The organism is Halanaerobium saccharolyticum, from assembly GCF_003053565.1.
GTDB classification, from domain to species: Bacteria; Bacillota; Halanaerobiia; order Halanaerobiales; family Halanaerobiaceae; genus Halanaerobium; species Halanaerobium saccharolyticum_B.
Map to the genome: position 1 here is coordinate 1 of NZ_QAXS01000009.1, position 23,386 is coordinate 23,386.

Annotated in this window: 17 protein-coding genes; 3 read left to right on the plus strand and 14 right to left on the minus strand. The window is 35.5% G+C overall.

The window, feature by feature from the left end; all coding sequences use genetic code 11:
- Positions 1-171 precede the first annotated feature (171 nt).
- Complete coding sequence (locus C8C76_RS05210) at positions 172-1,221, plus strand: MATE family efflux transporter (protein WP_181248151.1); 1,050 nt, start codon at positions 172-174, stop codon at positions 1,219-1,221.
- Between the two features lie 52 nt (positions 1,222-1,273).
- On the opposite strand, the gene C8C76_RS05215 is transcribed toward C8C76_RS05210, so the two are convergent.
- The 9 genes from C8C76_RS05215 to C8C76_RS05255 all read right to left on the minus strand — a co-directional run bounded on the left by C8C76_RS05215 (position 1,274) and on the right by C8C76_RS05255 (position 14,441).
- The gene (locus C8C76_RS05215) at positions 1,274-2,221 is read right to left on the minus strand and encodes an ADP-ribosylglycohydrolase family protein (protein ID WP_108139323.1); all 948 of its coding nucleotides are present in this window, start codon (positions 2,219-2,221) and stop codon (positions 1,274-1,276) included.
- A 71-nt stretch (positions 2,222-2,292) separates the two neighbouring features.
- Positions 2,293-3,444, minus strand: coding sequence for a ribose-phosphate pyrophosphokinase (locus C8C76_RS05220; RefSeq protein ID WP_108139325.1), 1,152 nt, complete (start codon positions 3,442-3,444; stop codon positions 2,293-2,295).
- A gap of 158 nt (positions 3,445-3,602) precedes the next feature.
- A complete protein-coding gene (gene mgtE / locus C8C76_RS05225; RefSeq protein WP_108139326.1) occupies positions 3,603-4,952 on the minus strand; it encodes a magnesium transporter in 1,350 nt (449 codons plus the stop codon).
- 88 nt (positions 4,953-5,040) lie between these two features.
- Positions 5,041-7,680, minus strand: coding sequence for an AAA family ATPase (locus C8C76_RS05230; RefSeq protein WP_108139328.1), 2,640 nt, complete (start codon positions 7,678-7,680; stop codon positions 5,041-5,043).
- Positions 7,681-8,997: a metallophosphoesterase family protein gene (locus tag C8C76_RS05235; protein WP_108139330.1), complete on the minus strand. Its 1,317-nt coding sequence runs from the start codon at positions 8,995-8,997 to the stop codon at positions 7,681-7,683.
- Between the two features lie 15 nt (positions 8,998-9,012).
- Positions 9,013-9,480, minus strand: coding sequence for a hypothetical protein (locus C8C76_RS05240; RefSeq protein WP_108139332.1), 468 nt, complete (start codon positions 9,478-9,480; stop codon positions 9,013-9,015).
- Between the two features lie 246 nt (positions 9,481-9,726).
- Positions 9,727-10,086 (minus strand): DUF4870 domain-containing protein, encoded by a 360-nt coding sequence (locus C8C76_RS05245; protein ID WP_108139334.1) that lies wholly within the window; start codon positions 10,084-10,086, stop codon positions 9,727-9,729.
- Positions 10,087-10,296: 210 nt separating this feature from the next.
- Positions 10,297-13,728, minus strand: a complete 3,432-nt coding sequence (locus C8C76_RS05250; RefSeq protein ID WP_108139336.1) for a pyruvate carboxylase — start codon at positions 13,726-13,728, stop codon at positions 10,297-10,299.
- Between the two features lie 224 nt (positions 13,729-13,952).
- Positions 13,953-14,441, minus strand: coding sequence for a hypothetical protein (locus C8C76_RS05255; protein ID WP_108139338.1), 489 nt, complete (start codon positions 14,439-14,441; stop codon positions 13,953-13,955).
- A gap of 163 nt (positions 14,442-14,604) precedes the next feature.
- Here C8C76_RS05255 and C8C76_RS05260 point away from each other — a divergent pair, with 163 nt between their 5' ends.
- On the plus strand, positions 14,605-15,879 hold the full coding sequence (locus C8C76_RS05260; RefSeq protein WP_108139339.1) for a YihY/virulence factor BrkB family protein: 1,275 nt from the start codon (positions 14,605-14,607) through the stop codon (positions 15,877-15,879).
- A gap of 83 nt (positions 15,880-15,962) precedes the next feature.
- Positions 15,963-16,895, plus strand: a complete 933-nt coding sequence (rpoD, locus tag C8C76_RS05265) for an RNA polymerase sigma factor RpoD (RefSeq protein ID WP_108139341.1) — start codon at positions 15,963-15,965, stop codon at positions 16,893-16,895.
- Between the two features lie 69 nt (positions 16,896-16,964).
- Here rpoD and C8C76_RS05270 read toward each other — a convergent pair whose 3' ends face one another.
- From C8C76_RS05270 to C8C76_RS05290, 5 genes are all read right to left on the minus strand, one after another.
- On the minus strand, positions 16,965-17,567 hold the full coding sequence (locus C8C76_RS05270; RefSeq protein WP_108139342.1) for a TetR/AcrR family transcriptional regulator: 603 nt from the start codon (positions 17,565-17,567) through the stop codon (positions 16,965-16,967).
- A 46-nt stretch (positions 17,568-17,613) separates the two neighbouring features.
- Entirely contained in the window at positions 17,614-19,008 is a 1,395-nt protein-coding gene (locus C8C76_RS05275; RefSeq protein ID WP_108139344.1) for an MATE family efflux transporter, read from the minus strand.
- Positions 19,009-19,154: 146 nt separating this feature from the next.
- Complete coding sequence (locus tag C8C76_RS05280) at positions 19,155-20,471, minus strand: MFS transporter (protein WP_108139346.1); 1,317 nt, start codon at positions 20,469-20,471, stop codon at positions 19,155-19,157.
- Positions 20,472-20,589: 118 nt separating this feature from the next.
- Positions 20,590-21,831, minus strand: coding sequence for a MerR family transcriptional regulator (locus C8C76_RS05285; RefSeq protein ID WP_108139348.1), 1,242 nt, complete (start codon positions 21,829-21,831; stop codon positions 20,590-20,592).
- Positions 21,832-21,950: 119 nt separating this feature from the next.
- On the minus strand, positions 21,951-23,297 hold the full coding sequence (locus tag C8C76_RS05290; protein ID WP_108139350.1) for an aminopeptidase C: 1,347 nt from the start codon (positions 23,295-23,297) through the stop codon (positions 21,951-21,953).
- Between the last annotated feature and the right edge of the window lie 89 nt (positions 23,298-23,386).

The following is a 23,386-nucleotide window of genomic DNA, read 5'->3' on the forward strand; positions in this document are numbered from 1 at the left end:
AAAGGATAAGGTAGTGACTGAATATTCTGTAGATAGTATATGTTCTCAATAACTTAAATTTGACAATGCTTAAATATTTTTATGCAATGCTAGTGATATCATATAATATTTATATATTGTAAATTTAATTATAGAGTTGGAATAATCTTTTCGCGAGAACTAATGGGAGCAATGACTTTTTTAATGGAAGAAAGTGATCCCTTTATTTTAAATCAGGGTAGTACATATTTAAATATTGTGCTGGCCTCAATGCTTTTTGGTCTGCCGATGATGGTAGTTAATGCTATTCTGCAGGGAATTGGAGATATGAAAACTCCTCTTTTTATTATGTTTATCAGTAATGTTGTAAATGTTTTATTTAACTATCTTTTGATCTTTGGTATCGGAATTTTCCCGGCAATGGGAGTGGCAGGAGCTGCTCTGGGAAGTGGGCTGGGGCGTTTTGTCGGTTTTTTAATTGGAATAGCAATTTTAATCAAAGGTGAAAAAGGGATTAAATTAGATTTAGATGTAATTGAACTTAAAGTAGATTTTGAAATAATTAAAGATATCTTAATTATCGGTATTCCAGCTGCAGTGGAACAGTTTGCCCGTCAGAGCAGCCAGATCATTTACACAGCTATGGTTGCCGGCCTTGGAACAGCTACCATTGCAGCCAATGCAGTAACTATGAATGTTTCTTCACTTTCTTTTATGCCCGGTTTTGGTTTTGGAATGGCCGCAACTACTCTTGTCGGTCAGAGCCTGGGAGCAAAAAAGAAAAAGCTGGCTGAAAATTATTCCAAACAGTCGACTTATTTAACTTTAGTCTTAATGGTGGCTGCTTCGATTTTGATGTACATTTTTGTAGAACCAATTGTAAATTTATATACTGATGACCCGGCAGTTGTCAATATGGCAGTCTCTGCTCTAAAAATATTTATCCTCTTCCAGCCGCTTTTAGGACTCTTTATGGTTCTGGCCGGTGCTTTAAAAGGTGCTGGAGATACAAAGTGGGTTATGTATTTTACCATAGCTGGTAACTGGGGTGTCCGCCTGGTTTTAAGTTATATCTTAGGTTTAAGAATGGGAATTGGTTTAAATGGTTTCTGGATTGCAATGGGAATTGACATCACCTTTAGATCGATGCTCATAATCTGGCGTTTCTTATCCGGTAAATGGAAGGATTTAGATGTAGTAAATGTCAGAGAAAAAAGGATCGACCGGATTGTAGAAGAATAAGCTATTAATCGCAAAGTCCCCCATCATGATTGATATGATGCGGGACTTTTTCTTAACTATTATATAATTTTTCGAAGCTTGTATTTAAAAGCTCAAGTTTTGCCAGCTCATTTACCCACTGCTCAGGGATCTGATCAAAACCATAATAGGCACCTGCAAGCTGTCCGGTTACTGCTGCTACTGTATCTGCATCATCTCCCAGGTTTGCTGCCAGCAGTACTGCTTCTTTGAATGAATTACTATTTAAAAAAGCCCAGAGGCTGGCTTCCAGAGTATTGATCACAAAACCATCAGATTTAATTTCACTTCTTTCTCTTTTAAAAGCACCATTGACTGCCATAATTACCCGCTCATCTAAATCAAGGTCCACAGCAGTATCCTTAAGCACTTTCTTTTTAAAAGCATCCATCTCAATCCGAGCATTGATAAACTGCTGCAGCAAACCGCCAAAATAGCGGCAGCTGTCAACTGCCATCTGGTTATTGTGGGTTGTGAGTGAGCTCTCACCGGAATATTTAACAGCTTTTTGAAAATCATCCCTAAAATAAATAGGAACTGGTGCCAGCCGCATTAGAGAACCATTACCTGCTGCCCTATCTTTTTCCGGCGGCAGCTCTCTGTTTTCTTCAAAATACTCAAGAGAACGGGCTGTATTGGCTCCAATATCAAAACAGCGGCCTGTAGAACTCAAATAACCATTTCGGTACCAGTCTAAATATCTTAGAAGCTGGTCTTTAGGGTCATAACCCTTCTCACTTAAACTTTCAGCAAGACAGAGAGCCATTGAGCTGTCATCAGTCCAGTATCCTGCCTCTAGACCATGCGGACCTCCGCCCCTCATCTCTGTAACTTCTTTGAATGTATCCCGCTTTTTAAATTCTACTGCAGCTCCCAGAGCATCTCCAACCAGAAGTCCAATAAAAGCTCCAGCAGCCTTGTCTTTTCTCTTTATTTCAATTTCTCGCATCAATCTTTGATTATCAGATGGGGTTTGAGCCATAATCTTCACCCTCTCATAAATTTTATACCCTTAAAAAAAGAGAATAATCAGCTGATTATTCTCTTTAAAAACTATTTACCCAAAATCTTTTTAATTTTATTTGTAGCATCTAAAAGTGGACTGACCGAATCATCATAGTTGACAGTATCAATCAGCAGTGAAATTAATTTAGACATATCTACCTCTTCAAACCACTCAGCATCTTTAAATTTCTGTGGAATATAGGTCATATTGGTTGAGAATAATTTTGTGATATATCCCTTTTCATAGTACTCATTCATCTTTTCAATACCATTGGTAAAGAAAGTAAAAGAAACTGCAACATAGACATTACGGGCATTTTTCTTTTTAAGTTCTCTGGCAATATCAAAAACTGAACCACCTGAGGCAATCATATCATCAACAATTAAAATATCTTTACCTGCTACTTCTGCTCCCATATACTCATGCTGAATAATTGGATTTCTGCCGTCTACAATTTTTTTGTAGTCTCTGCGTTTATAAAATAGCCCCACATCAAGGCCTAAAACACTGGCATAATAGATTGCTCTATCCATTGCCCCTGTGTCAGGAGAAATAACCATCATCGCATCCTTATCAAAGCAGATCTGATCATCAACTCTGTGCATTGCTTTAATGATCTGATAGGTAGAATGTAAACTTTCAAAACCGGTCTGTGGAATAGCGTTCTGCACTCTTGTCTCGTGAGCATCAAAGGTAAAGATGTTTTCCACACCCATATTCTCCAGTTCCTGCAGGGCCATTGCACAGTCTAAAGATTCTCTACTGTTTCTTTTATCCTGACGGCTCTCATATAAAAGCGGCATAATCACATGAATTCTTCTCGCTTTACCCGCAATCGCAGAAATTAAGCGCTTAACATCCTGAAAATGATCATCAGGACTCATCCTATTTTCATGTCCGAACATATTATAAGTTACATTATAATTGCCAATATCGGCTAAAATATAAATATCTTTTCCTCTAATTGACTCTTTAAGCTGACCCTTTGCTTCCCCATTAGCAAAGCGAACTATCTCACTGTCAATAATGTATGAATCTTTAATTTCATCTACATGATATTCACTGCAGCTGCTGGCAAATTCTTCTCTTCTGCGCTTAACAATATAGTCATCTACTTTTTTACCAAGCTCTTTACAGCTGTCATGTACAATAATTCCCAGTTGCCCAAATGGTATCTTAGTGATCTTTTGTTCTTCCACTTTTGTTTTAGCACCTCATTTATATATTATTTTCTTATCTCCTAATATTATTTCAAGATTTAAGATAAATATCCTCTTTTACGACAGTAATTAATGAAAGTTTATATATTATCTATATTCACACATTGATATATTCTGCCAATTAATAAAATAACTGCTTAAATTAAATAAACCAAAAAACTTCTGGCCAGTCCCAGAAAAACGAAAAATCCGAAGACATCAGTTACTGTAGTTAAAAATATAGCTGAAGCCAGTGCAGGATCAATCCCCAGTGACTGCAGTGAAAGTGGAATTAAAAATCCAAACATACCAGCTATTAAGAGGTTTAAAATCATTGCCAGAAAGATAATAAGTCCTAGATAATAATTACCGTACATTAAATAGAGAATAAAACCGGTAACCAGTCCGGTGGCTGCACCATTAATTATTCCAACAGCTGCTTCCTTAAACAAAAGTTTCCAGTTATCTTTAAAATCAATTTCTCCCAGGGCGATTCCTCTAATAACTATAGAAAGAGTCTGAGTACCTGCATTTCCACCCATTCCAGCTACTATCGGCATTGCCGCAGCTAGAGCAGCAACCTGAGCAATCACATCTTCAAACATGGCAACCGTAAAAGTGGCCAGAAAAGCTGTCGCCAGATTTATAAACATCCAGGGCATCCTGCTTTTAATCGACTGCAGTAAGCTTGTATCTGAACTTTCTTCTTCATCCACCCCGTGCATCTTATATAAATCCTCGGTGTTTTCTGCTTCAATAACGTCAATAATATCATCAACTGTAATAATCCCAATTAAAATTCCACTTTTATTAATTACTGGAATTACTGTCAGGTCATACTTAGCAACCTGCTGGGCAACAATTTCCTGGTCTACATCAGCGGTTACTTTAATAATGTTGTCATCCATTAACTCTTCTAACTTTTTATCATCATCTGAACTCAAAATATCCCTCAAGTCAACACTGCCCACCAGTTTTTTGCTTTCATCAGAAACAAAAATTGTATCAATGATTTCTGTATCAGGAGCGATATTCTTTAATTTCTGCAGGGCCTCTGTAGTTTTTAAATTTTTATTTAATAAAAGATATTCGGTGGTCATAATACCACCGGCAGATTCTCTGTCATATCCCAGCAGATTTTTTACTACCAGTGCATCATCCTGCTTCATATGACGCAGCAGTTCTTTTCTTTTTTGAATTGGCAGTAAACCCAGGATATCAGTAATATCATCAGCTGCCATATGAGAGAAAATCTCAATTATTTCTTCGGAACTTTTGCACTTTAAAATGTCAATCTGCAGCTCTTTTTCTGATTCTTCAAAGATGTCTGCCAGGTCTTCAGTTTCCAGCAATTTGGTAAAGTTATTTATTTCTGAAGCATCAAGTTCAGAAAGAGCTTCTGCAATATCAACTGGATGATTATCTTCTATCCATTCTTCTTTAATGTTTTTTTCTTCAGTTAAATATTTATTAATATCATTTTTAATGTTATCAATTTTTTCTTCCATCTAATCACCCCACTAATAAAATTAAGCTTAAATTCTACTCCTCATTATAACAATAAATAGAGTCAGTTAAAAGTGATTGAAAATAAAATTAATTGTTCAGGTGAGCAATTAATTGCTGAGCACTGCTCAATTCAAAACGGCCCGAATCGAGCTTCCAGTACTGAGCAGAATCTGTTAGCCTGCTGATGAATGAAATTAAATGTGGATGACAGCTTAAAATAAATATCTGATGGCTCCCGGCAAGTTCAGCAAGCAGCTCGGCTGTGTTATAAAGGTGGCTTCGATCAAAATTAACCAGCGAATCATCCAGAACAAGCGGCAGTGGAGGATTAATCTCTTTTATTCTGCTTAATCTAACTGCCAGAAACAGCTGTTCTAAGCTCCCCTGACTCAGCTCCTTAGTCTGTTTTTCTTCTTTATTTTTTGCTGTAATTATTCTAAAATCTCTCTGTTCAAGATCAGAAGCTGTTTTGAGCTGGCTGTAATGACCGCTGCTGATTCTCTTCATGATTTTGGAAGCCGGTTTTAGTAATTCCTCTTCTGCTTTTTCAATCATCTTTGCGCGCAGTTTTTTTAAAATAAAACTAACACTTTGATTCAGAGCGTAGTCCTGAGCCTTTTTTTCCAGTTTTGTCTGTGCCAGATCAATTTTCTGCTGAGCTTTTTCGATTCTAGTAGAAGTAGATAATTCATTAATTCTATTTTTTAAAGTTGTGATATTTTCTTCCAGCTTTCCCTTTTCAGCTTTTAAATTACTCAACTCTAGAGAAAGCGACTCTTTTTCTGCTTCTACTGCTGCAGCTGTGGGAAATTGCTGATAAAAATTAATAAATATCTGATAATAACTCTGTTCTTGATTAATTTCAGTGAGTGCATTTTTTATTTTCTCAGAAGCTTTAAGAGTGTGTTTAAGTTGATTTTTTTTAGTAAGATATTGATCAGTCAGTGCCTTTAAATCTTTAATTAATTCAAAATCTCCAAAGAGATCCTGCTGATTTTTGATTAAATCAACTTCTGCGGCAGCACTAAACTCCAAATCACAGTTTTGTGCTGTATTTTTAATTATTGTTTTTAATTCCTGCAGAGTTTTAAGCAGCTCTGCTTTATTTGAGAAGTGAACTTTTTCCTCATTTTTAAGTTCCTGATACCTTCTCTGCTTATCTCTAATTTCTCTGTAGTAGGAAGCCAAAAATGACCGATATTCATCTTCCTTTATTCCTAATATTTGAGCATAACTGCCCAATTCTTTTTCAAGCTCCTCTAAAAGCTCTGTTTTTTTAGCTAAATTCTGCTCCAGTTGAGCAAGTTCACGCTGCTTAAGCTCTTTTTCTTTTTTTAATTTATCAGCTTTTTCTTTTTCTAACTGGGATGTCTTATAACTGGAGCTGTAGTAGAAAAATGCAGCCAGAGCTATAATCAGCGATAAATATCGCAGCTGATTGAGATTAATTAAAAATGAAGAGCCTAAAGTTAAAATTGAAACAGCTAAAATTAAATAGCTCTGTTTCAAAACAGTTCCAGGTTTTCTAAATTCAACTGCTTCCAGCTCCTGGCTGAGATCCCGCTCATCATTTTTAAGCCTCTTTATTTGTGATTCGATTTTTTCAAGATCTGAATTTAAATTTTCATAATCTTTGAGTTTAAGATTTAATTTCTGCTCTTTTATCAGGTCAAGTTCAATATTATTGAGCTGCTGCAGACCTCCCTCCCAGCTGGAATTTAAACTTTCCAGTTCCAAAAGCAGCTGCTGTCTTACACCAGCTAATTTTTCTTTTTGTAATTGATAATTTTTAATTCTCTCTTTTAATGCTTCTTCTTTCTGCTTAAATTTGTTAATTAATTTATTTTGTTCAAAAAAACTTATCAGTTCATTTAATTTTTTCTGCTGATTAAGATTTTCCGTCTTAGTTTCTGCTTGATCTGGCTCCACAGATCTGCTGGAAGAAATACCAGAGACGGCTCTTTTCAACTTCTGCTCAACCGCTTCTATTTCCTGAAGTTCAGAATAGTTATTTTTTAAGAGGTCAATTAAGATGTATTCATTTTCAACAGACTCAATTTTTTCGTTAAGCTTCTGCAGGCTGCTCTGTTTTTTTAATAACTCTTCTCTCTTATTAGAAAACTCTTTAACCTCTAAAAGTGCCTCGTCCCGGTCATCTTCAGCCTCTCTTATCTGATTATAGTAAGGTTTAAAATCTGCCACAGAGGGGTCACCGCGCTTACCACCCGTATCTACAGCTCTATTATAATATTTATCTGCAAGTTCCGGCACTCTGACCAGCTCTGAAAAACCAGCCCCAAGCAGTATTGAATAAAGCCGTTTTTCTTTCTTTTTACCGCCGGCAATTTTAGATAAATGCTGCAGTTCATCCAGACTGATACTAAATAAGTGCTGATAAGTTAACTGGTCCAGCTGATTAAAAAGTTCAACTGCAGAATGTTCTCTCTGTTTTTCATCTAAGACCCGGGGCTTAGAAAAACCTTCCAAAGAAAGATTATAACTGGTATTTTCTTTTTCCAGCTCAGCTTCTATATAATAATTGCTGGCAGCAGGTGGAATAGAGTTATCCTGCGGCAGGCCGTAGGGTAAGTAGCGGAGAAGCTTTAAAAAACTGCTTTTGCCGGCTCTATTTTTACCGCCAATAACCACCAGCTTATTTGAAATATCATCTAAATTCTGATTGTTGAAAATTCCAAAATCACGAATGTATATTTTCTTATAATGCATTTAATCTCCATCCTCAATTAATTCAGAAATTATAATTCTTTTTGCTTCTGCCATAATTTCCTGCTGCAGCTTTTGATCAGGATAAAATTTGTGGTTCTCTCTATCCTCTGGATCCTGAGTTCCCTGCCAGATCTCTCCCCATTCTGCCAGCAGCTCCTGATTTAATTCTTCCTCAGCTAAAATATCACTAATTAAAGCTTCTAGATTCTTATATAGTGGGTTGCTATTTCTCAATTCAGCCAGTTCTGGTAGGGATTTTGCTGTTCTAAAAATAATTGAATGCAGCCAGCAGCCTGGACTTTGATTAAAATTAGATCGGCGAAATTCTGCCAGCAGAGTCTCTTCCAGTTCTTCGCTGTTGTTTTCAACATGCCGGTGCAGTTCAGTTCTACCTTTGAGCAGCAGGCGAATTATTACCGCTTCAGCCGCAAACTCCTGTTTTTTATTCTGTCTGTTTATTTTATCTCTCAGCTCTTCAATTCTCTGCTGAAGCAAACTCTGCAGTTGACTAATATTATTTAAATCTTCTGCTGTCAAATCAATTTCTAACTGCCGGTAGATAACTGGAGCCAGCGGAATAAATTCTTCAATGCTCTTTAAATTGCTGTCAACCTCAACCAGAATTGCTCCTTTCTGCCCCTCTTCACTAATGTTATGGGCCTGCAGGGTTCCAGAAAAATAAACAGCTGGCTTTTTATTGAGCTGTTCAAACTGATGGATATGCCCGAGTGCCCAGTAATCAATTTCTTTTTTGCTCAGGAGCTCTCCTTTGTTAACCGGAACATAGCGGCTATTATCTTTAGTCAGAGCTGTGTGGAGCAGACCAATATTAAAAACAGAATTATCAGCTGCAGTGTAATAATTATACATGGTTCGTGATTCAAATTTCTGTCTGTAGGACTGCCCGATAATTCTGGCTGCAAGCCTGCCTGCTTTCTGATACTCAAAAGTTTCGACCTCTTCACTGGAAAAGTAATGGACATTTGCCGGGAGTTCAAAAATCTCATTTTCAACTCCCGCGGGATCATGGTTGCCGGAGATCAAAAATAGATCAATATCTTTTTCCTGCAGCTCTTCTGCCTTTTCTAAAAAAAAGCGGCTGGCCTTAACTGATCTTGCTTCCCGATCATAAAGGTCACCGGCAATTAAGATAAAATCAACTTCTCTGCTGACAGCAAGTTTAACTAAGTTTTCAAAGGCTCTTTTACCTGCAGTTCTAAACAAATTTTCATTTTCCGAATGATTTAGACCATTAACACTTAATTCTCTGCCGAGGTGAATATCTGCTGTATGAATAAATTTAATTGGCTTCGACATTAATTTCCTCCAGTCTTAGCTGTAATCTCTCTCAGTTCTATTTTCCCACTTTACAAAAAACCAGCTGAAAACAAAAATTTGGACAGTAACTTCCGGGATTCCTATCAGATGCTCAGCCAGAGACATCTTAGTATAGATAATTCCTTCAATTGAGCCAGGAATTGGTGCTACAGATCCAATCAGCGAAAATCCCCAGATCAAAAAAAACATTTTTACCCAGGCATAATCACTTTTAATCAGAGTATTATAGAAAGGATATAAAATAAAGGCGAAAAAAGCTCCCCTAAAAATTTGAAAAACTGGAGCCATCCTGACAATAGTGGAATCCAGTGAACGAAAATTAGCAAATGCATCCATGGTGACAAAGGCACTGGCATAGTTCTGCAGGTTCATAAAAACTACACCGATAAAAATATAAGTTATAACATGGACCAGGATAAAACGAATTGTAAAATAGACAAATCTTTTAGACGGTTTTAGCATCTTATTCCCCTTTTTCTACTAGTTTTAGTTTGATAGTAATTTTAACCTCTTAATAATATTTCTATATTAAAGAATTAAATCCTGTAAATTAGTTTTAAATTTTGCATAAAATCCATTGACTAATATTAATAGTAGGAATATAATTATTTATGTAAAGGAGTATCCAAAAAGCAAAGCAGCCTGTAGAGTTTTAATTCTACAGGCTTTTTTTAATTAATAGTTAATTATTTAAAATTATAATCGAGCTTACTTATCATTTTCTTCAAAACTCTCTCCAAAAGTTAGTTCCTCAGCCAGATCGCCGACATAAGGCAGTTTAAACAGCTCACCATTATAAGCCTTATACATTAATAAAAACCAGAGAACTGTTCCCACAAAGGTAATTAAAGAAGAAAGCAGGATTCCAAAGACCGGAATCACAAGCACTAAAGACGAAGCAATAAATAAAGAAAAAAAGGTGATCAGTGACTGCATCGCATGAAAGCGAACATGATTATTGTCTTTTTCTATAAAAAGAAAAATCAAACCTGTAATCCAGATGCCTGCATAAGCCAGAATGGCTTCCACATTTTCATCCAGGCCGAGACTGGTTTTTTTATGATACATAATATTTGAGATAATTATCTTTTAACTCAACTGCTAGATAATATCTCTCTCCCCCCTTTTTTCTATAGTTTTATTGTCAGAAAATTGATTGATTTCTTATATCTTTATTTTAACATAAAATCTCAAAATTAAAAAGTACTTTAAATAGAGAAAAAAACCGGCTCTGGCTAAATTTTAGAGGCGGTCTGTATTCTGATATTAAATTTAGAGCTATTCTAATTCTAAAATTAGTTCTCCTGATTCGAGCTGCTGTCCGGCTGCAGCATGAATTGCAGCTACAGTACCATCAGCAGGAGCAGTAATATTGGTCTCCATCTTCATGGCTTCCATAATTACCAGGCTCTGATTTTCTTTAACTTCTTCTCCTTCTTCGACCAGGATTTCAACAATATTCCCCGGCAGGCTGGCTCCAATTTCCATTTCATTTTTCGGATCAGCCATCTGTTTGGAGGCAGAATCAGAAGCAGCTGTACTTGCTTCATCATATATTTTTATCTCTCTTCTAAAACCGTTAACTTCAAAGGCTAATCTGCGGTACCCCTGATCATCAACCTTACCGATTTCTAAGAGTTTAACCACCAGAGTTTTACCTTCTTCAACTTTGATTTCACTGGTTTCTCCCTCACGCAGAGCGTGGAAGTAAACATCACTACCCATATGGCTTAAGTCTCCGTGTTCTTCCAGATAATCAAGATAATCTGTATAAACCTTAGGGTAAAGGGCATAAGCTAAGAGATCCTTTTGAGTCGGTTCAAAATCAAATTCCGCTTTTAACTCAGCTTCAGCTTTTTCAAAATCATAATCTTCCAGCAGAGTTCCAGGTCTAACAGTTATTGGCTCCTCGCCTTTTAAGACCAGCTGCTGCAGCTCTTTAGGAAAACCTCCAGGAGGCTGACCGAGCATACCTTTAAAGTAGGCTTCTACTGAATCCGGGAAGGCCATATTTTTGGCTTCTTCACAGATATTATCAGGTGTCAGGTCATTTTTCACCATAAAGATTGCCAGATCTCCTACCACTTTAGAAGATGGTGTAACCTTAGGAATATCACCGAGCATAAAGTTAACTTTGCGGTACATTTCCTTAAACTCCTTAAAGCGGTGGCCGAGACCAACACTTTCTACCTGTGGTTTTAAGTTAGAATACTGACCTCCAGGAATTTCATATTTATAGATTTCTGCTGTTCCAGATTTAAGTTCAGATTCAAACTGAGAATAAACAGGCCTTACTGCTCCCCAGTAGTTTGAGATCTTCTGAATATTTTCAATATCCATCTCTGGATCACGATAGGTATTTGTCAGCGCTGCAACAATTGAGTTTAGAGGTGGCTGACTTGTCAGGCCTGCCATTGTATTAAAGGCAGTATCCACAATATCAACACCTGCCTCAGCAGCCATCAGTAAAGTGGCCGCACCATTTCCGCTTGTATCGTGAGTATGAAGATGAATTGGAATTGAGATTTCTGCCTTTAAGGCTTTAATCAATTCATAGGCTGCATAAGGTTTTAAAAGACCTGCCATATCCTTAATTCCTAAGATATGAGCCCCCATTTCTTCAATTCCCTTTGCTAATTCCAGATAATAGTCCAAGTCATATTTATCTCTTTCATCATCTAAGATATCACCTGTATAGCACATTGATACCTCAGCTATTTTACCCTGTTTAACAACCTCATCCACTGAAACTTCCATTCCCGGCAGCCAGTTTAGTGAGTCAAAGATTCTGAAGACATCAATTCCAGCTTCAGCTGCTTCGACTACCAGACTGCGGATTACATTGTCAGGATAGTTTTTATATCCTACTCCATTTGAACCTCTTAATAGCATCTGGAATAAAATATTGGGTATTCTATCACGCAGGCGCTCAATTCTTTCCCAGGGTGATTCCTTTAAGAATCTGTAGGAAACATCAAAAGTCGCTCCTCCCCACATTTCAAGTGAGAATAAATCTTTAGCCAGATGAGAAGTTGCTTCAGCTATTTTTTCCATATCCACAGTTCTCATTCTGGTTGCCATCAGTGACTGATGGGCATCTCTATAAGTTGTATCTGTTAAAAGAATTTCTTCCTTATCCTTTATCCACTTAACTACAGCTTCCGGTCCACCCTGATCTAAAATTTGTTTTGTACCTTCCAGGCTGTCGATTTTTTCAAATTCAGGAACCTTGGGTACATCAAAATCAGGCTTATTACCACGGGTTTCATTGACAATTTTTTCTCCGAGATAACTTAAAATTTTCTGCTCCTGATCAGAACCGGGCACAATATCCAGCAATTCAGGATTATTGGCAATAAAGCCAGTGTCACAGGTTCCATTTTTAAAGTCTTCATGGTTTAAAACATTGATTAAAAATGAGGCATTAGTTTTAACTCCACGGACCTTCATTTCTTCAACTGAGCGCATTACTTTCCTAATTGCATCAGGAAAACTTCTCGACCAGGAAATAGTCTTAACCAGCAGACTGTCATAATAGGGATTGATAATTGCCCCTGTATAACCATTTCCACCATCAAGTCTGATACCATAACCGGAGCCAGTCCGATAATGATCAAGACGGCCGGTGTCAGGAATAAAGTTGTTGGAAGGATCCTCAGTTGTAACCCGACACTGAATGGAATAACCATTCATTTTAATTGACTCCTGTGAAGGAATATTAATTTCTTCTGAATCAAGTTGGTAGCCTTCAGCCACCAGAACCTGACTCTGAACAATATCAATTCCAGTTACCATTTCACTGACTGTATGTTCAACCTGAATTCTCGGATTAACCTCGATAAAATAATGATTATTATATTTATCAACTAAAAATTCTACTGTACCTGCATTTTTATAACCTGCACCACGGCAGAGTTTTAAAGCATCATCCAAAATTGCCTGTCTCTTTTCATCACTTAAGGCAACAGCGGGTGTAAACTCAACTATTTTCTGATGGCGGCGCTGGATTGAGCAGTCACGTTCAAATAAATGAACAAGATTGCCGTGTTCATCACCTAAAATTTGAACCTCAATATGTTTCGGATTCTCCAGATATCTTTCTACAAAAATATCGTCAACCCCAAAAGCCTTACGGGCTTCTTCTTTGGCATCTCTATATTGAGCAATTAATTCGTCATCAGAACGAACAATTCTCATTCCACGGCCACCACCACCGGCAGCTGCTTTAAGCATCAGAGGATAACCATGTTTTTCAGCGAATTTTTTGATCTCATCTTCTTTTTTAATCGGTTTTTCTAAACCAGGGATAGTAGGCACATCAAATTCCTGAGCCAGAATCTTGGACTTAATCTTATCTCCTAATTTCTCCATTACTTCTGCATTAGGTCCAATAAACTTAATCCCGGCTTCCTCACACTGACGGACAAATTCCGGATTTTCTGATAAAAATCCATAACCAGGATGAATTGCATCTACATCCTTTTTAAGTGCTAAGTCAATAATTTCGTCGATAGCCAGATAAGCCTCAATTGGTCCTTTGTTATTTCCAATTTGATAGGCCTCATCTGCTTTAGTTCTGAAAAGAGCGGTTCTGTCCTCCTCAGAATAAATTGCTACAGTTCTAATGCCCAACTCCTTACAGGCTCTAATTACTCGAATTGCTATTTCTCCACGATTGGCCACTAAAACTCTCTTAAACTTTTTCGGCATACTCTAAATCTCCCTTCTTTAACTCTTTAATAGTGTAAAGTATTTATATTTAATAAAATTCTACCCGAAAAATCAGGTAGAAGTTATTAATAAAGTATTATCAGCGGCAAAAACAAATGCGCAAAAACTGTTTAAACTCTCATATTTATTTATATTCCTCTTCAGTATACCATAATTAATGAATAATATCTAATCAGAGACTGTATTAAAAATTTTTTGAATAATTATTTATTTTGCCTGTTCTGATAGAGGAAAAATCCACCCAGCCCGATTAATACTACAGGTGTAATATAATTTAAGTATTCAAGATTTTGTATAAAATCATTATTATCCACGAATATCACAAATAATCCAAAAAGAATTAGGGCAGCAGCAGGATATATCGGCCAGTCCCATTTTTTAAAAGCACTGGTGTGAATTAAAATAGCTAAAAAAGCCAGCCCCAGCATGATAAAGAAAAATCCCCCACCAAGACTTTCAATAAAATCTATTCTCTCCAGGTCTGAAAATAGGGCAATGGCCAGCAAAATAGCACCAGGGATCAAAAAACCAATATTTCTGTAATGTTTTCTGGCTCCCAAAATAAAATAAGTAAAAATAAAGCCGCCACTTAAAAGATAAAGGAAAATATCATCACTGATTAAATTTAAGGTGTTTAGTAAAATAAAGATACCAATTGTAATTAATAAAATTCCAAGCTTCTTTTTATCCATTCTAAAACCTCCATTTGTATATTTTATAACTTAATTATAACAGAAATATTTTAGACAGCAAATTTTTCAACTCACTTTTATTTTAATTAAGTGAAGGAGATTTTTTTAATTTAAAGAATATAATATATAAGAGATAAATAAAAATTCATAAGAGGTGGCGAAAATGAAAAAGAGAGAGAATCTTTTAAATGACTTTAAGACGCTGATCTCTTTTGATCTGATAGTCTTATTTATAAAAAGAGTCTATCAGAAAGCTAAAGAAAATGATATTTTCATTCATGCGATGGGTATGGTTTATATAACCACCCTTTCGATTGTCCCCTTTTTAATCTTTTCTTTTTATATTATGACTCTTTTTAATTTTTTTGGTAAGATTGATACCATTGTCGACGAAATCAAAGCCCTAATTTTAAATAATCTCGCTGCCGGCACCGGTGAAAATTTGATTGAATATCTGGAAGTATATATTGTGAATGTTGACATTGAGCAGCTGGGAATAATCAGTTTTATATCTTTGATTTTCATTATTGTTTTTATGCTGGCCCGCGTCGAAATGACCTTTAATAAGATCTGGAATGTTAAGGAACACCGCGACTTATTTAAAAGATTTGTTTCTTTTTGGACCTTTATTACTCTTGGGACTTTTACAATAACACTTCTTTTGACCCTAAGCCTCTTATTTGCCGAAAGATATCTTGGTTTGTGGTTGAGTGGAGATCAAATTAGTGAGAGCAGTATTTTCAGCTATATTCTATTTTCTTTTAATTTTCTAATCTTTATCACCGCTTATTATTTTGTGCCCAACACAGAAGTAAAACCAGCAGCTGCACTTTTTGCCGGACTGTTTAGTGGTGTTCTGTTTATTTTTTCTAAAAATATTTACAGTATCTATACAGCCAATATCATTACTTACAATCAGATTTATGGACCATTATCAATCATCCCAATCTTTTTGCTCTGGCTCTATTTAATCTGGCTAATTGCTCTTTTAGGTGCAGTGATTTCTTATGTTTTCCAGCACCGCTCAAGCCTTAAATATATGCTCAACAGAAAAAAGATTAATCAGGGTTTAAGAGATTTAATTCCAACTGCTATTTTGTTAGCGCTTTACAAAAATTTTAAAGCCGAAAATAAGCACCCTCTTTCCTTTGCAGAGCTAATTGGAAAAATTAATCTTCCGGCTGAAGATATCGAAGCTGAACTGGAAAACTTAAAAGAAAAAAATATCATTGCCGAAACTGAAGATGGTAAATATCTGCCGCTGGATGAAGCCAGTAAATTATCTATCTGGGAAAGTTATCAAACTAATTTTCTTGATGAAAAATTTGAAATCAAAAATATTTTTAAAGATGAGGAAATGCAGTCTCTGTATAAAAGGATTAAAGAACTGGAAAAGGACAGTTTTGAAAGCATGAAATTTGTCGATTTTTTGAATTAATTCTGCTGAAAGCTTTAAATTTAGTCTAATTTGTGCTACAATTAATGATTGTGTCAGGCATTATGCATTGAGGAGGAATTTAAATGGTTAAAAAAGCTAATAATGAAAATAATGATAACCAGAATGACAGTACTGAAGAAGAAGAAAATGATCTCGATCTTTCCATACCTGATGGAGCCGGTATTGATGATTCCGTACGTGTTTATTTGAAAGAAATGGGAAAAGTTGATCTGCTTGACAAGGAAGAAGAAGTGGAACTTGCAAAAAGAATTGAACAGGGTGATCAGGAAGCGCGCGAAAAGCTGACTGAAGCCAACTTAAGACTTGTTGTCAGTATTGCCAAAAAATATATAGGACAGGGTATGTCATTTCTGGATTTAATTCAGGAAGGTAATAAAGGTTTAATGAAAGCAGTGGAAAAATTTGATTACACTAAGGGGTACAAATTCAGCACCTATGCTACCTGGTGGATCAGACAGTCTATTACCAGAGCACTTGCTGACCAGGCAAGAACAATTAGGATTCCAGTGCATATGGTAGAGACTATGAACAAATTAAGAAGAATTGAAAAAAGACTTAAAAAAGATTTAGAAAGAGAACCCACTTTAGAGGAAATCGGTGAAGAAATGAATATGGAGCCGGAAAAGGTATTAGAAATTCAGAAACTGGCTATGAATCAGCAGCCAACTTCTTTAGATACTCCTATCGGTGAAGAAAAAGACAGCCATTTAAAGGACTTTATTGAAGATCAGGATGCACCAGCACCTGAAATGCTTGCCTCTTCTGAACTTTTAAAGGATCAGTTAGAAACAGTACTCGATACTTTAACAGACAGAGAAAAAAGAATTATTAAATTAAGATTTGGGCTCGAAGACGGACGTCAGAGAACTTTAAAAGAAGTAGGAAGTCAGTTTGGAGTTACCAGAGAAAGAATCAGACAGATTCAGGCAAAAGCTTTAAGAAAACTAAGACATCCCACCAGAAGTAAAGAATTAAGAGGATATTTAAATAATTAAATTGAGCATATGAGGCATAAATAATTAAAGGCTGATCCACTCTCAAACGGGAGTAGGTCAGCCCTTTTTTTATTTTAATATTTTCTTTTCAAAGTAGGAATTAAGCAGATCATAGAGAAAATCAATGTTCTGCTCCTCTTCTTCAAAATTCTGGTGCAGCAGCGGAATATTTGTCTGCAGCACAGCAAAAAGTCGGTACAAATCCTGATTATCCTTTTCTAATTTGATTTCAAATTCTTTCTCCAGAATCATAATAAAAAGTTCATATATTTGATTAATTACCACTCTTGGAAATCTGATTCTTTTAAATTTTTCTTTCTGCTCTGCCTCATCCATTTCAAGATCATTCATAATATATCGATAAAGCTCTCTCACAATTGATTTTTTCTTCTTCATTTCAGAATAAAGTACTTCTATATAGTTTTTTAAATAATCTGCTTCATTTTTTTTGCAGTTCATTTTTAAAATCTGATATGTTTCTTTCCAGCTTTCCTCAAAAACTCCAATATATAATTTCCATTTATTTGGATAATAGTTGTAGAGAGTCCCGACGGCTATTCCGACTTCTGAGGCAATTTTTCGCATACTTACATTCTGATAGGGATTTTCTTTGAACAATTTTAAAGAGGTTTTTGCGATCTCTTCTTCCAGATTTTCAATTATTTTAGGCATATTATACTCCTTTAACTAAAATACTACAAAATACAGTGATAATAATTTAAGCACTCTCTTTATTATATTCTAGATTAGGATTTCGGATTCCTGCCTCTCCTTCCAGCTCCTTAATCTCTCTGTAAACAAAGGTAAATAAAATCACTGTCAGCAGAAAGGTAAGTCCATCAGCAACCGGTTGAGCCATAAATAAACCCTGGATTCCAAATGACCTGGAGAGCATGATGATTGCCGGGATAAAGAAAAACCCCTGTCTCGATAGTGATAAAATGGTTGCCGGTACCCCGTGTCCTAATGCCTGGAATAAGGTATTAATTGTAATCGCAAAACCTAGCAGTGGTAAAACAAGGGCATAGAGTTTTAAACCAGTCGAAGCTATTTGAATGACTTCCGGGTCCTGACTGAAAAAGCTGATCACCTGCTGATTAAAGAAGAAAAATACCACAAATAAAGCAACCCCAAAAAATGTTGTCCTTTTGATTGTCACCTTAATTGAATCTTTAAGCCTCTCAATCTGACGGGCACCAAAATTAAAACCAGCAACCGGCTGAAAACCCTGAGTAAAACCGGCAATTACAAAAAAGCCAAAGGAAAATACCCGGTTAATTATTCCGACTGAGGCCACTACCGAAGCACCATAAACTGCTGCCATATTGTTTAAAACTGTCATCGCTACACTGCTTAAAAGCTGTCTGATTAGTGTTGGTACACCTATTTTCATAATTTCAGTATATATTGAAAGTGAGGGGCTGAATTCTCGCAGTTTAAAATCAAGTACACTCTTCTCAGATTTATAAAAAGCGATCAGCATTACTGTAGAAACGGCCTGAGCAATTACAGTTGCTGTTGAAGCACCGGCAATTCCCATGCCAAAAGTAAAGATTAAAATCGGATCTAAGATAATATTTAAAAGAGCACCTGTGCTTAAAGCAATCATACTCATTTTAGCACTGCCCTCTGCTCTAACCATATTATTCATATTCATGTTACTCATTGTAAAAATAGATCCAATAATTATAATCGCGGTATAATTAACCGCATAAGGCATAATCACATCTGTAGCTCCAAATAGTCTGAGCAAGGGTCTAAGATAATATAGTCCCCCAGCAGCCATTATAATTCCTAAAATAAAAGTTGTGATAATTGAAGTTGTGGAAACACGATTGGCCATTTCTTTATTATTTTCTCCCAGCAGCCTGGAAATAAAAGAAGCAGAACCAATACCAAAAGTTAAACCAATAGCCGAAATCACCATAAACAAAGGAAAAGCAATAGTTACCGCCCCAATTGCTTCAGTCCCAATTCTTCCCACAAAAATTGTATCCACAATATTATAAACAGCAGTTACCAGCATCCCAATTATTGCAGGAATAGACATTTCTGTCAATAATTTAGGAATCGGCATTTCTGCCAGTTTTCTAGTCTTTTCATCTTTATACATTTTTCTACCTCCATTTTTTATATGAATTATGTTCATTAAACCATAAAAAAAGACTTTATGAATCATGTTCACTATAATAAATTATAATGAATGTTGTTCATAAAGTCAAGGTATTTTTAAATTGTTTTATTTATAATTCATAAATATTAAGAATTAATCTTTTCCTGAATAAATTTTTTACCGGTGGTAGAGCTGAAAAATATGATGTTAAAACTTAAAAATACAGCAGCACCAATAAAAATAACATATTTTACATCGATCAGTTTGATTGTAAAAGAAGAAATCAAAAGTGAAATCGGTACAATTATTTTAATAATGCTCATTTTAACACTCAAAACTCTACCCAGTAGCTTTTGAGGAACAATTTTTTGAATAATCACATTTGCCGGCACATCTATCCAGGCAACTGAAATCCCGCTCAAAAACATCAGCAAACTGTAATAAGTTAAAATGAAATTTGAAGCTGGAGTATTCTGAAATATAAAGATCGGTAAGGCAAATGCTGCTGCCCCCACTGCAGAAATAAATGTAATATTTTTGATTAAAATATTATAGCTGATTTTATTCATAATCTTTTCAGTTAATAAGGCACCGGTTATCATCCCAACCGGAAACGCTGCCTGAATAATTCCATATTTACCCGGATCAATTTTCCAGATTGTATTTAATAGATAGGGCAGCGGTACAATTAAAGTGAAATTGAAAAAGAAATTTAAGGCAGCAAAGATATAGACCAGAGCTTTTAAACTTTTTGAACTGAAAATATAATGAAACCCTTCTTTTAATCTAAAAATAAAAGTATCTAATTCGCTGCTGCTCCCTCTTCCCTCTGCTAACTGCTGATTATACTGATAATCGATAAAATACTCTATCAGTGCCGAAATCATAAAAGAAAAAGCATTAATTAAGATAAAACCTTCCAGATTAATAAATCCATAAATTACTCCCCCCATTAGCGGGCCTAAAATATGGGATAAAGATTCAATTACCCTGGCCTGAGAATTAATTTTTACCAGAGCTGATTTCCTGACCAGAGCTGGTTTGGCTGATTCTAGAGCAATATCAAAAAACACTGTTAAGCTTGTCATTACAAAGGTGCTGAAATATAGAATATAAACATTAAAGGTAAAATTAGTTATAAAAAGATAGATCAGAAAAAGAAAGATACCATTAATCAGATCAGCACCAACCACTAGAATCTTTTTGTTGAATTTATCCGCTATTACACCGGCAATTGGATTAAATAAAACAACAGGTAAAGTATATAAAGCAAGATTAAGGGCAAAAGAAAGTGCAGAAGAAGTTGACCTCAATAGATAAAGTCCAACCACAAAAGCATAGATTGCAGAGCCAAATAAAGAAATAGTTTTACCTGATAAAAATAAGAGCAGATTTAAATTTTCTCTTCGATCACTTTTATGCTCCAGTTTATTTTCAATTTTTTCTTCCTGATAATTTAACATTTTTAATTACCTCCTCTTCTTTCTAATTTAATTATAAAGAGTGGAGGTAGGACTACTGCAAGAGGCTCAAAAAATTTTTTTTAGCCTATTTTTTAAAAAACTGGAGTTAACTCTACTTTTATTTTCTGGCCTGCAGCTGATAGGAATAGATTTGATCACCAATCTGAGCAAATTCTTCGTATTTGCCGAAAGAATTTTCAATTTTTTTAAGTTCTGACTTATCTTCTTCTAAAAACTCAAAACCCATCTCCTGTAGTTTTAATCTGATATTTGAATAGATAAAGTAGTCACGATATTTTCTGGCAACTATGTTTTTCTCCCCAAACTTATGATAGATTATAAAAACTGCAGTTAAAATAAAATTCTCTTTAAAATATTGAAGCAGCAGCTCCGGTAAAAAGCCCTGATTATGAAAAGAAAAGTTAGAAATTCCAGAAAAATCAAGTAAGTAATCAAGTGACTTTTCTTTAAGAGGTAGGGTAGGTAGTTCTGCAGTTAGAAAAATAATTTCAGGACCGGCAGGTGATAATTCAAGTAATGACTTGAGATATCTATTAAGTTCAGGATTATGTTCTACACAAATATAAGTGATGTCTGAGGACAGCTGATCATAGATATTTCTTAATAAAAGTCCGTAACCGGAACCGGGTTCTAAAATCACTTTATTCTTTAAATTACTGAAATTAATTTTATTCTTCAGCCACTCAAGACTCTGATAGGAATGATCCATAAATTCAGAATCAGTCTGCTTAATATAGTCAGTTACATGAAAAAGCGGATCTGTTTCGAATACCTCCGCCTGAGTCTCCTGATTGTAAATTTCTTTTGTATAGAGGATTCCATCCTTAATTAAAATCTTTTCTCCACAGCTGCAGTTGAGGCTGCCCTGATGAATTCTATTATTTTCAATTTTTTCTGCAGATAAGCTTAAGTCTGAGCCGCAGGCCGGACAGGCAAAGAGATCTAAAAGATTTAAATTTAAGCTGAGGTCATTCTGCTTTTCATTACTTTCTTCTTTTAGTTTTTTTAGGTGGCTTTTTAAACCATCTTTGGCCTTTTTCAGCTCAGTTATTCTCTTATTTAAGCTTTTTAATTTATTTTGATAAAGATTCTGATAATAGCTGTTCCGCTGGTAGTTGCTCAGTCTGCCTATTCTTTTAAAATTTAAGATTTCTTTTATTTCATCCAGGGAAAACTCCATTTCTTTTAGTTTTAAGATCTCTTCCATATCATTCTGGTCTTCCTGATCAAATTCGTAATGTCCTCCCACTTTCTGCGGGTTAATCAGTTTCAATTTCATGTAATAACGAATGGTATCATAGCTTAAATTAAATTTATTTGAAAATTCTCTAATTTTCATTTAAACTCATCCCTTTATCTTTTATTTCCAGGCCGACTAATAATTATCCTTGATTTAACTTAAAAAAGCTTAGGCTGCTGCAGATATTTACAGCAGCCTGAACTTTAAGTTATATAATTTTATTTTGCTGCCAGAGATCCCATTGGATCCCATGGTTTTAAGACAACCGGATCTTTTTGATATGATTTCAGATCGGCTTCAGCTAAATATTTTTTATTAATAACTACCTCATAGTTAAATTCCTTAAACCAGTCATTACTCATAATGAAAAATCCATCTTCTCCAACTTTTTCTCCCCAGCTGTTCTGAACCTTCCAGCTTAAAGGCTCTTCGTCTTTTAAGTTGACACCGGTAAAGGCCATAGCATGAGTTAAAATACTTTCACCATACTGCAGGCGCTGCCCCTTATCCAGAGAAAATTTTGTATCCAGCACATCGCCATAGTTAAATAATTCAGTATCCATAATTCCTAGCTCGCGATCAGACCACTGACCAACATCACAGCCAAACCAGACAGGTTCACCATCTTTTAGCTGCTCTTTTGTATAAGCAATCAGCTTCTCAATCGGCAGATTTAAGTAATGAATCTGCTGACCTTCTTTGACATTACCTAAAAATTCGACTGTATAGGTTTGATCAAAAGGTTTATCATCAGTTGGAGCATTGATAATACTTACATAATCTGTCATCTTGACTTTAGAATATTTATTATAAAATTCCTGAGGAGTCAGCTCACTATCTCGATAGAACTCCCCATCTTTATTTCTGTATTCAAAATCGAAGTTCTGAGGCGGCTCACCCAGAAAATAAGCAAGAATTGAATAAATTTCAGCCAGCATATCTTCTTTTTCTTCTCTTAAGCTTTCTTTATCTGCTCCCAGTTTAAAATCTTCCCGTAAAGTTTGGGCCAGATCTCTTAATTTTAAACTTAAAATCTTATTCAGATAGCGGGAATTGCTGCTGTGATAGCTCTCAGGCATCACATATTTAGGTACAATCCCGTACTTCTCAATTAGGGCAGTAAACATATCCCACTGACCACCATCATTTGTCGGCTCATTTAAAAGCCACATTACCCGGCGGCTGTCTAAGTCCAGTTCAACAGTGGAAATAATATTTTCCAGAAAATAATTTGCTTTTTCCAGCTTATCCCAGAACATCGTGTAGGCCTGAGATAACTCAAAATCGTGATCTTTGATATTTAAATCTTTCGAAATACTGTAGCGGATATTATTTAAAGCAGCAAACATCCAGCAGCGGCCGCTTTTTACCTGATTGGTTACCTTTCCTACATCAATCTCTTCGGAAAAATCATAGTGCATCTTTTTGACCGACTCATTATTTAAGGCAGTATCATTGATTCCATTTTTAATAACTGCATTGGCAATGATCTCACTATTTTCTCTGGCCTTAAACTTCTTTTTGAATTTATCCAACTTGGGCTGATCGATTATTTGTCTGTTCATTTTGTAAATCCTCCCTTTTTAATCTAAAACTTAATATTTATAGTAAAAGCTTAATTTTATCTTAATCTTAAACAGTTATGTTTTTATTG

Coding starts and splice junctions, on each gene's coding strand:
- C8C76_RS05270 (WP_108139342.1), bottom strand. CDS start 17,567: ATGCCTAAAATAATTGAAAATCTGGAAGAAGAGATCGCAAAAACCTCT.
- C8C76_RS05285 (WP_108139348.1), bottom strand. CDS start 21,831: ATGAAAATTAGAGAATTTTCAAATAAATTTAATTTAAGCTATGATACC.
- C8C76_RS05230 (WP_108139328.1), bottom strand. CDS start 7,680: ATGCATTATAAGAAAATATACATTCGTGATTTTGGAATTTTCAACAAT.
- C8C76_RS05245 (WP_108139334.1), bottom strand. CDS start 10,086: ATGTATCATAAAAAAACCAGTCTCGGCCTGGATGAAAATGTGGAAGCC.
- C8C76_RS05255 (WP_108139338.1), bottom strand. CDS start 14,441: ATGGATAAAAAGAAGCTTGGAATTTTATTAATTACAATTGGTATCTTT.
- C8C76_RS05235 (WP_108139330.1), bottom strand. CDS start 8,997: ATGTCGAAGCCAATTAAATTTATTCATACAGCAGATATTCACCTCGGC.
- C8C76_RS05250 (WP_108139336.1), bottom strand. CDS start 13,728: ATGCCGAAAAAGTTTAAGAGAGTTTTAGTGGCCAATCGTGGAGAAATA.
- C8C76_RS05215 (WP_108139323.1), bottom strand. CDS start 2,221: ATGGCTCAAACCCCATCTGATAATCAAAGATTGATGCGAGAAATTGAA.
- C8C76_RS05280 (WP_108139346.1), bottom strand. CDS start 20,471: ATGTTAAATTATCAGGAAGAAAAAATTGAAAATAAACTGGAGCATAAA.
- C8C76_RS05290 (WP_108139350.1), bottom strand. CDS start 23,297: ATGAACAGACAAATAATCGATCAGCCCAAGTTGGATAAATTCAAAAAG.
- C8C76_RS05210 (WP_181248151.1), top strand. CDS start 172: ATGACTTTTTTAATGGAAGAAAGTGATCCCTTTATTTTAAATCAGGGT.
- rpoD (WP_108139341.1), top strand. CDS start 15,963: ATGGTTAAAAAAGCTAATAATGAAAATAATGATAACCAGAATGACAGT.
- C8C76_RS05240 (WP_108139332.1), bottom strand. CDS start 9,480: ATGCTAAAACCGTCTAAAAGATTTGTCTATTTTACAATTCGTTTTATC.
- C8C76_RS05275 (WP_108139344.1), bottom strand. CDS start 19,008: ATGTATAAAGATGAAAAGACTAGAAAACTGGCAGAAATGCCGATTCCT.
- mgtE (WP_108139326.1), bottom strand. CDS start 4,952: ATGGAAGAAAAAATTGATAACATTAAAAATGATATTAATAAATATTTA.
- C8C76_RS05260 (WP_108139339.1), top strand. CDS start 14,605: ATGAAAAAGAGAGAGAATCTTTTAAATGACTTTAAGACGCTGATCTCT.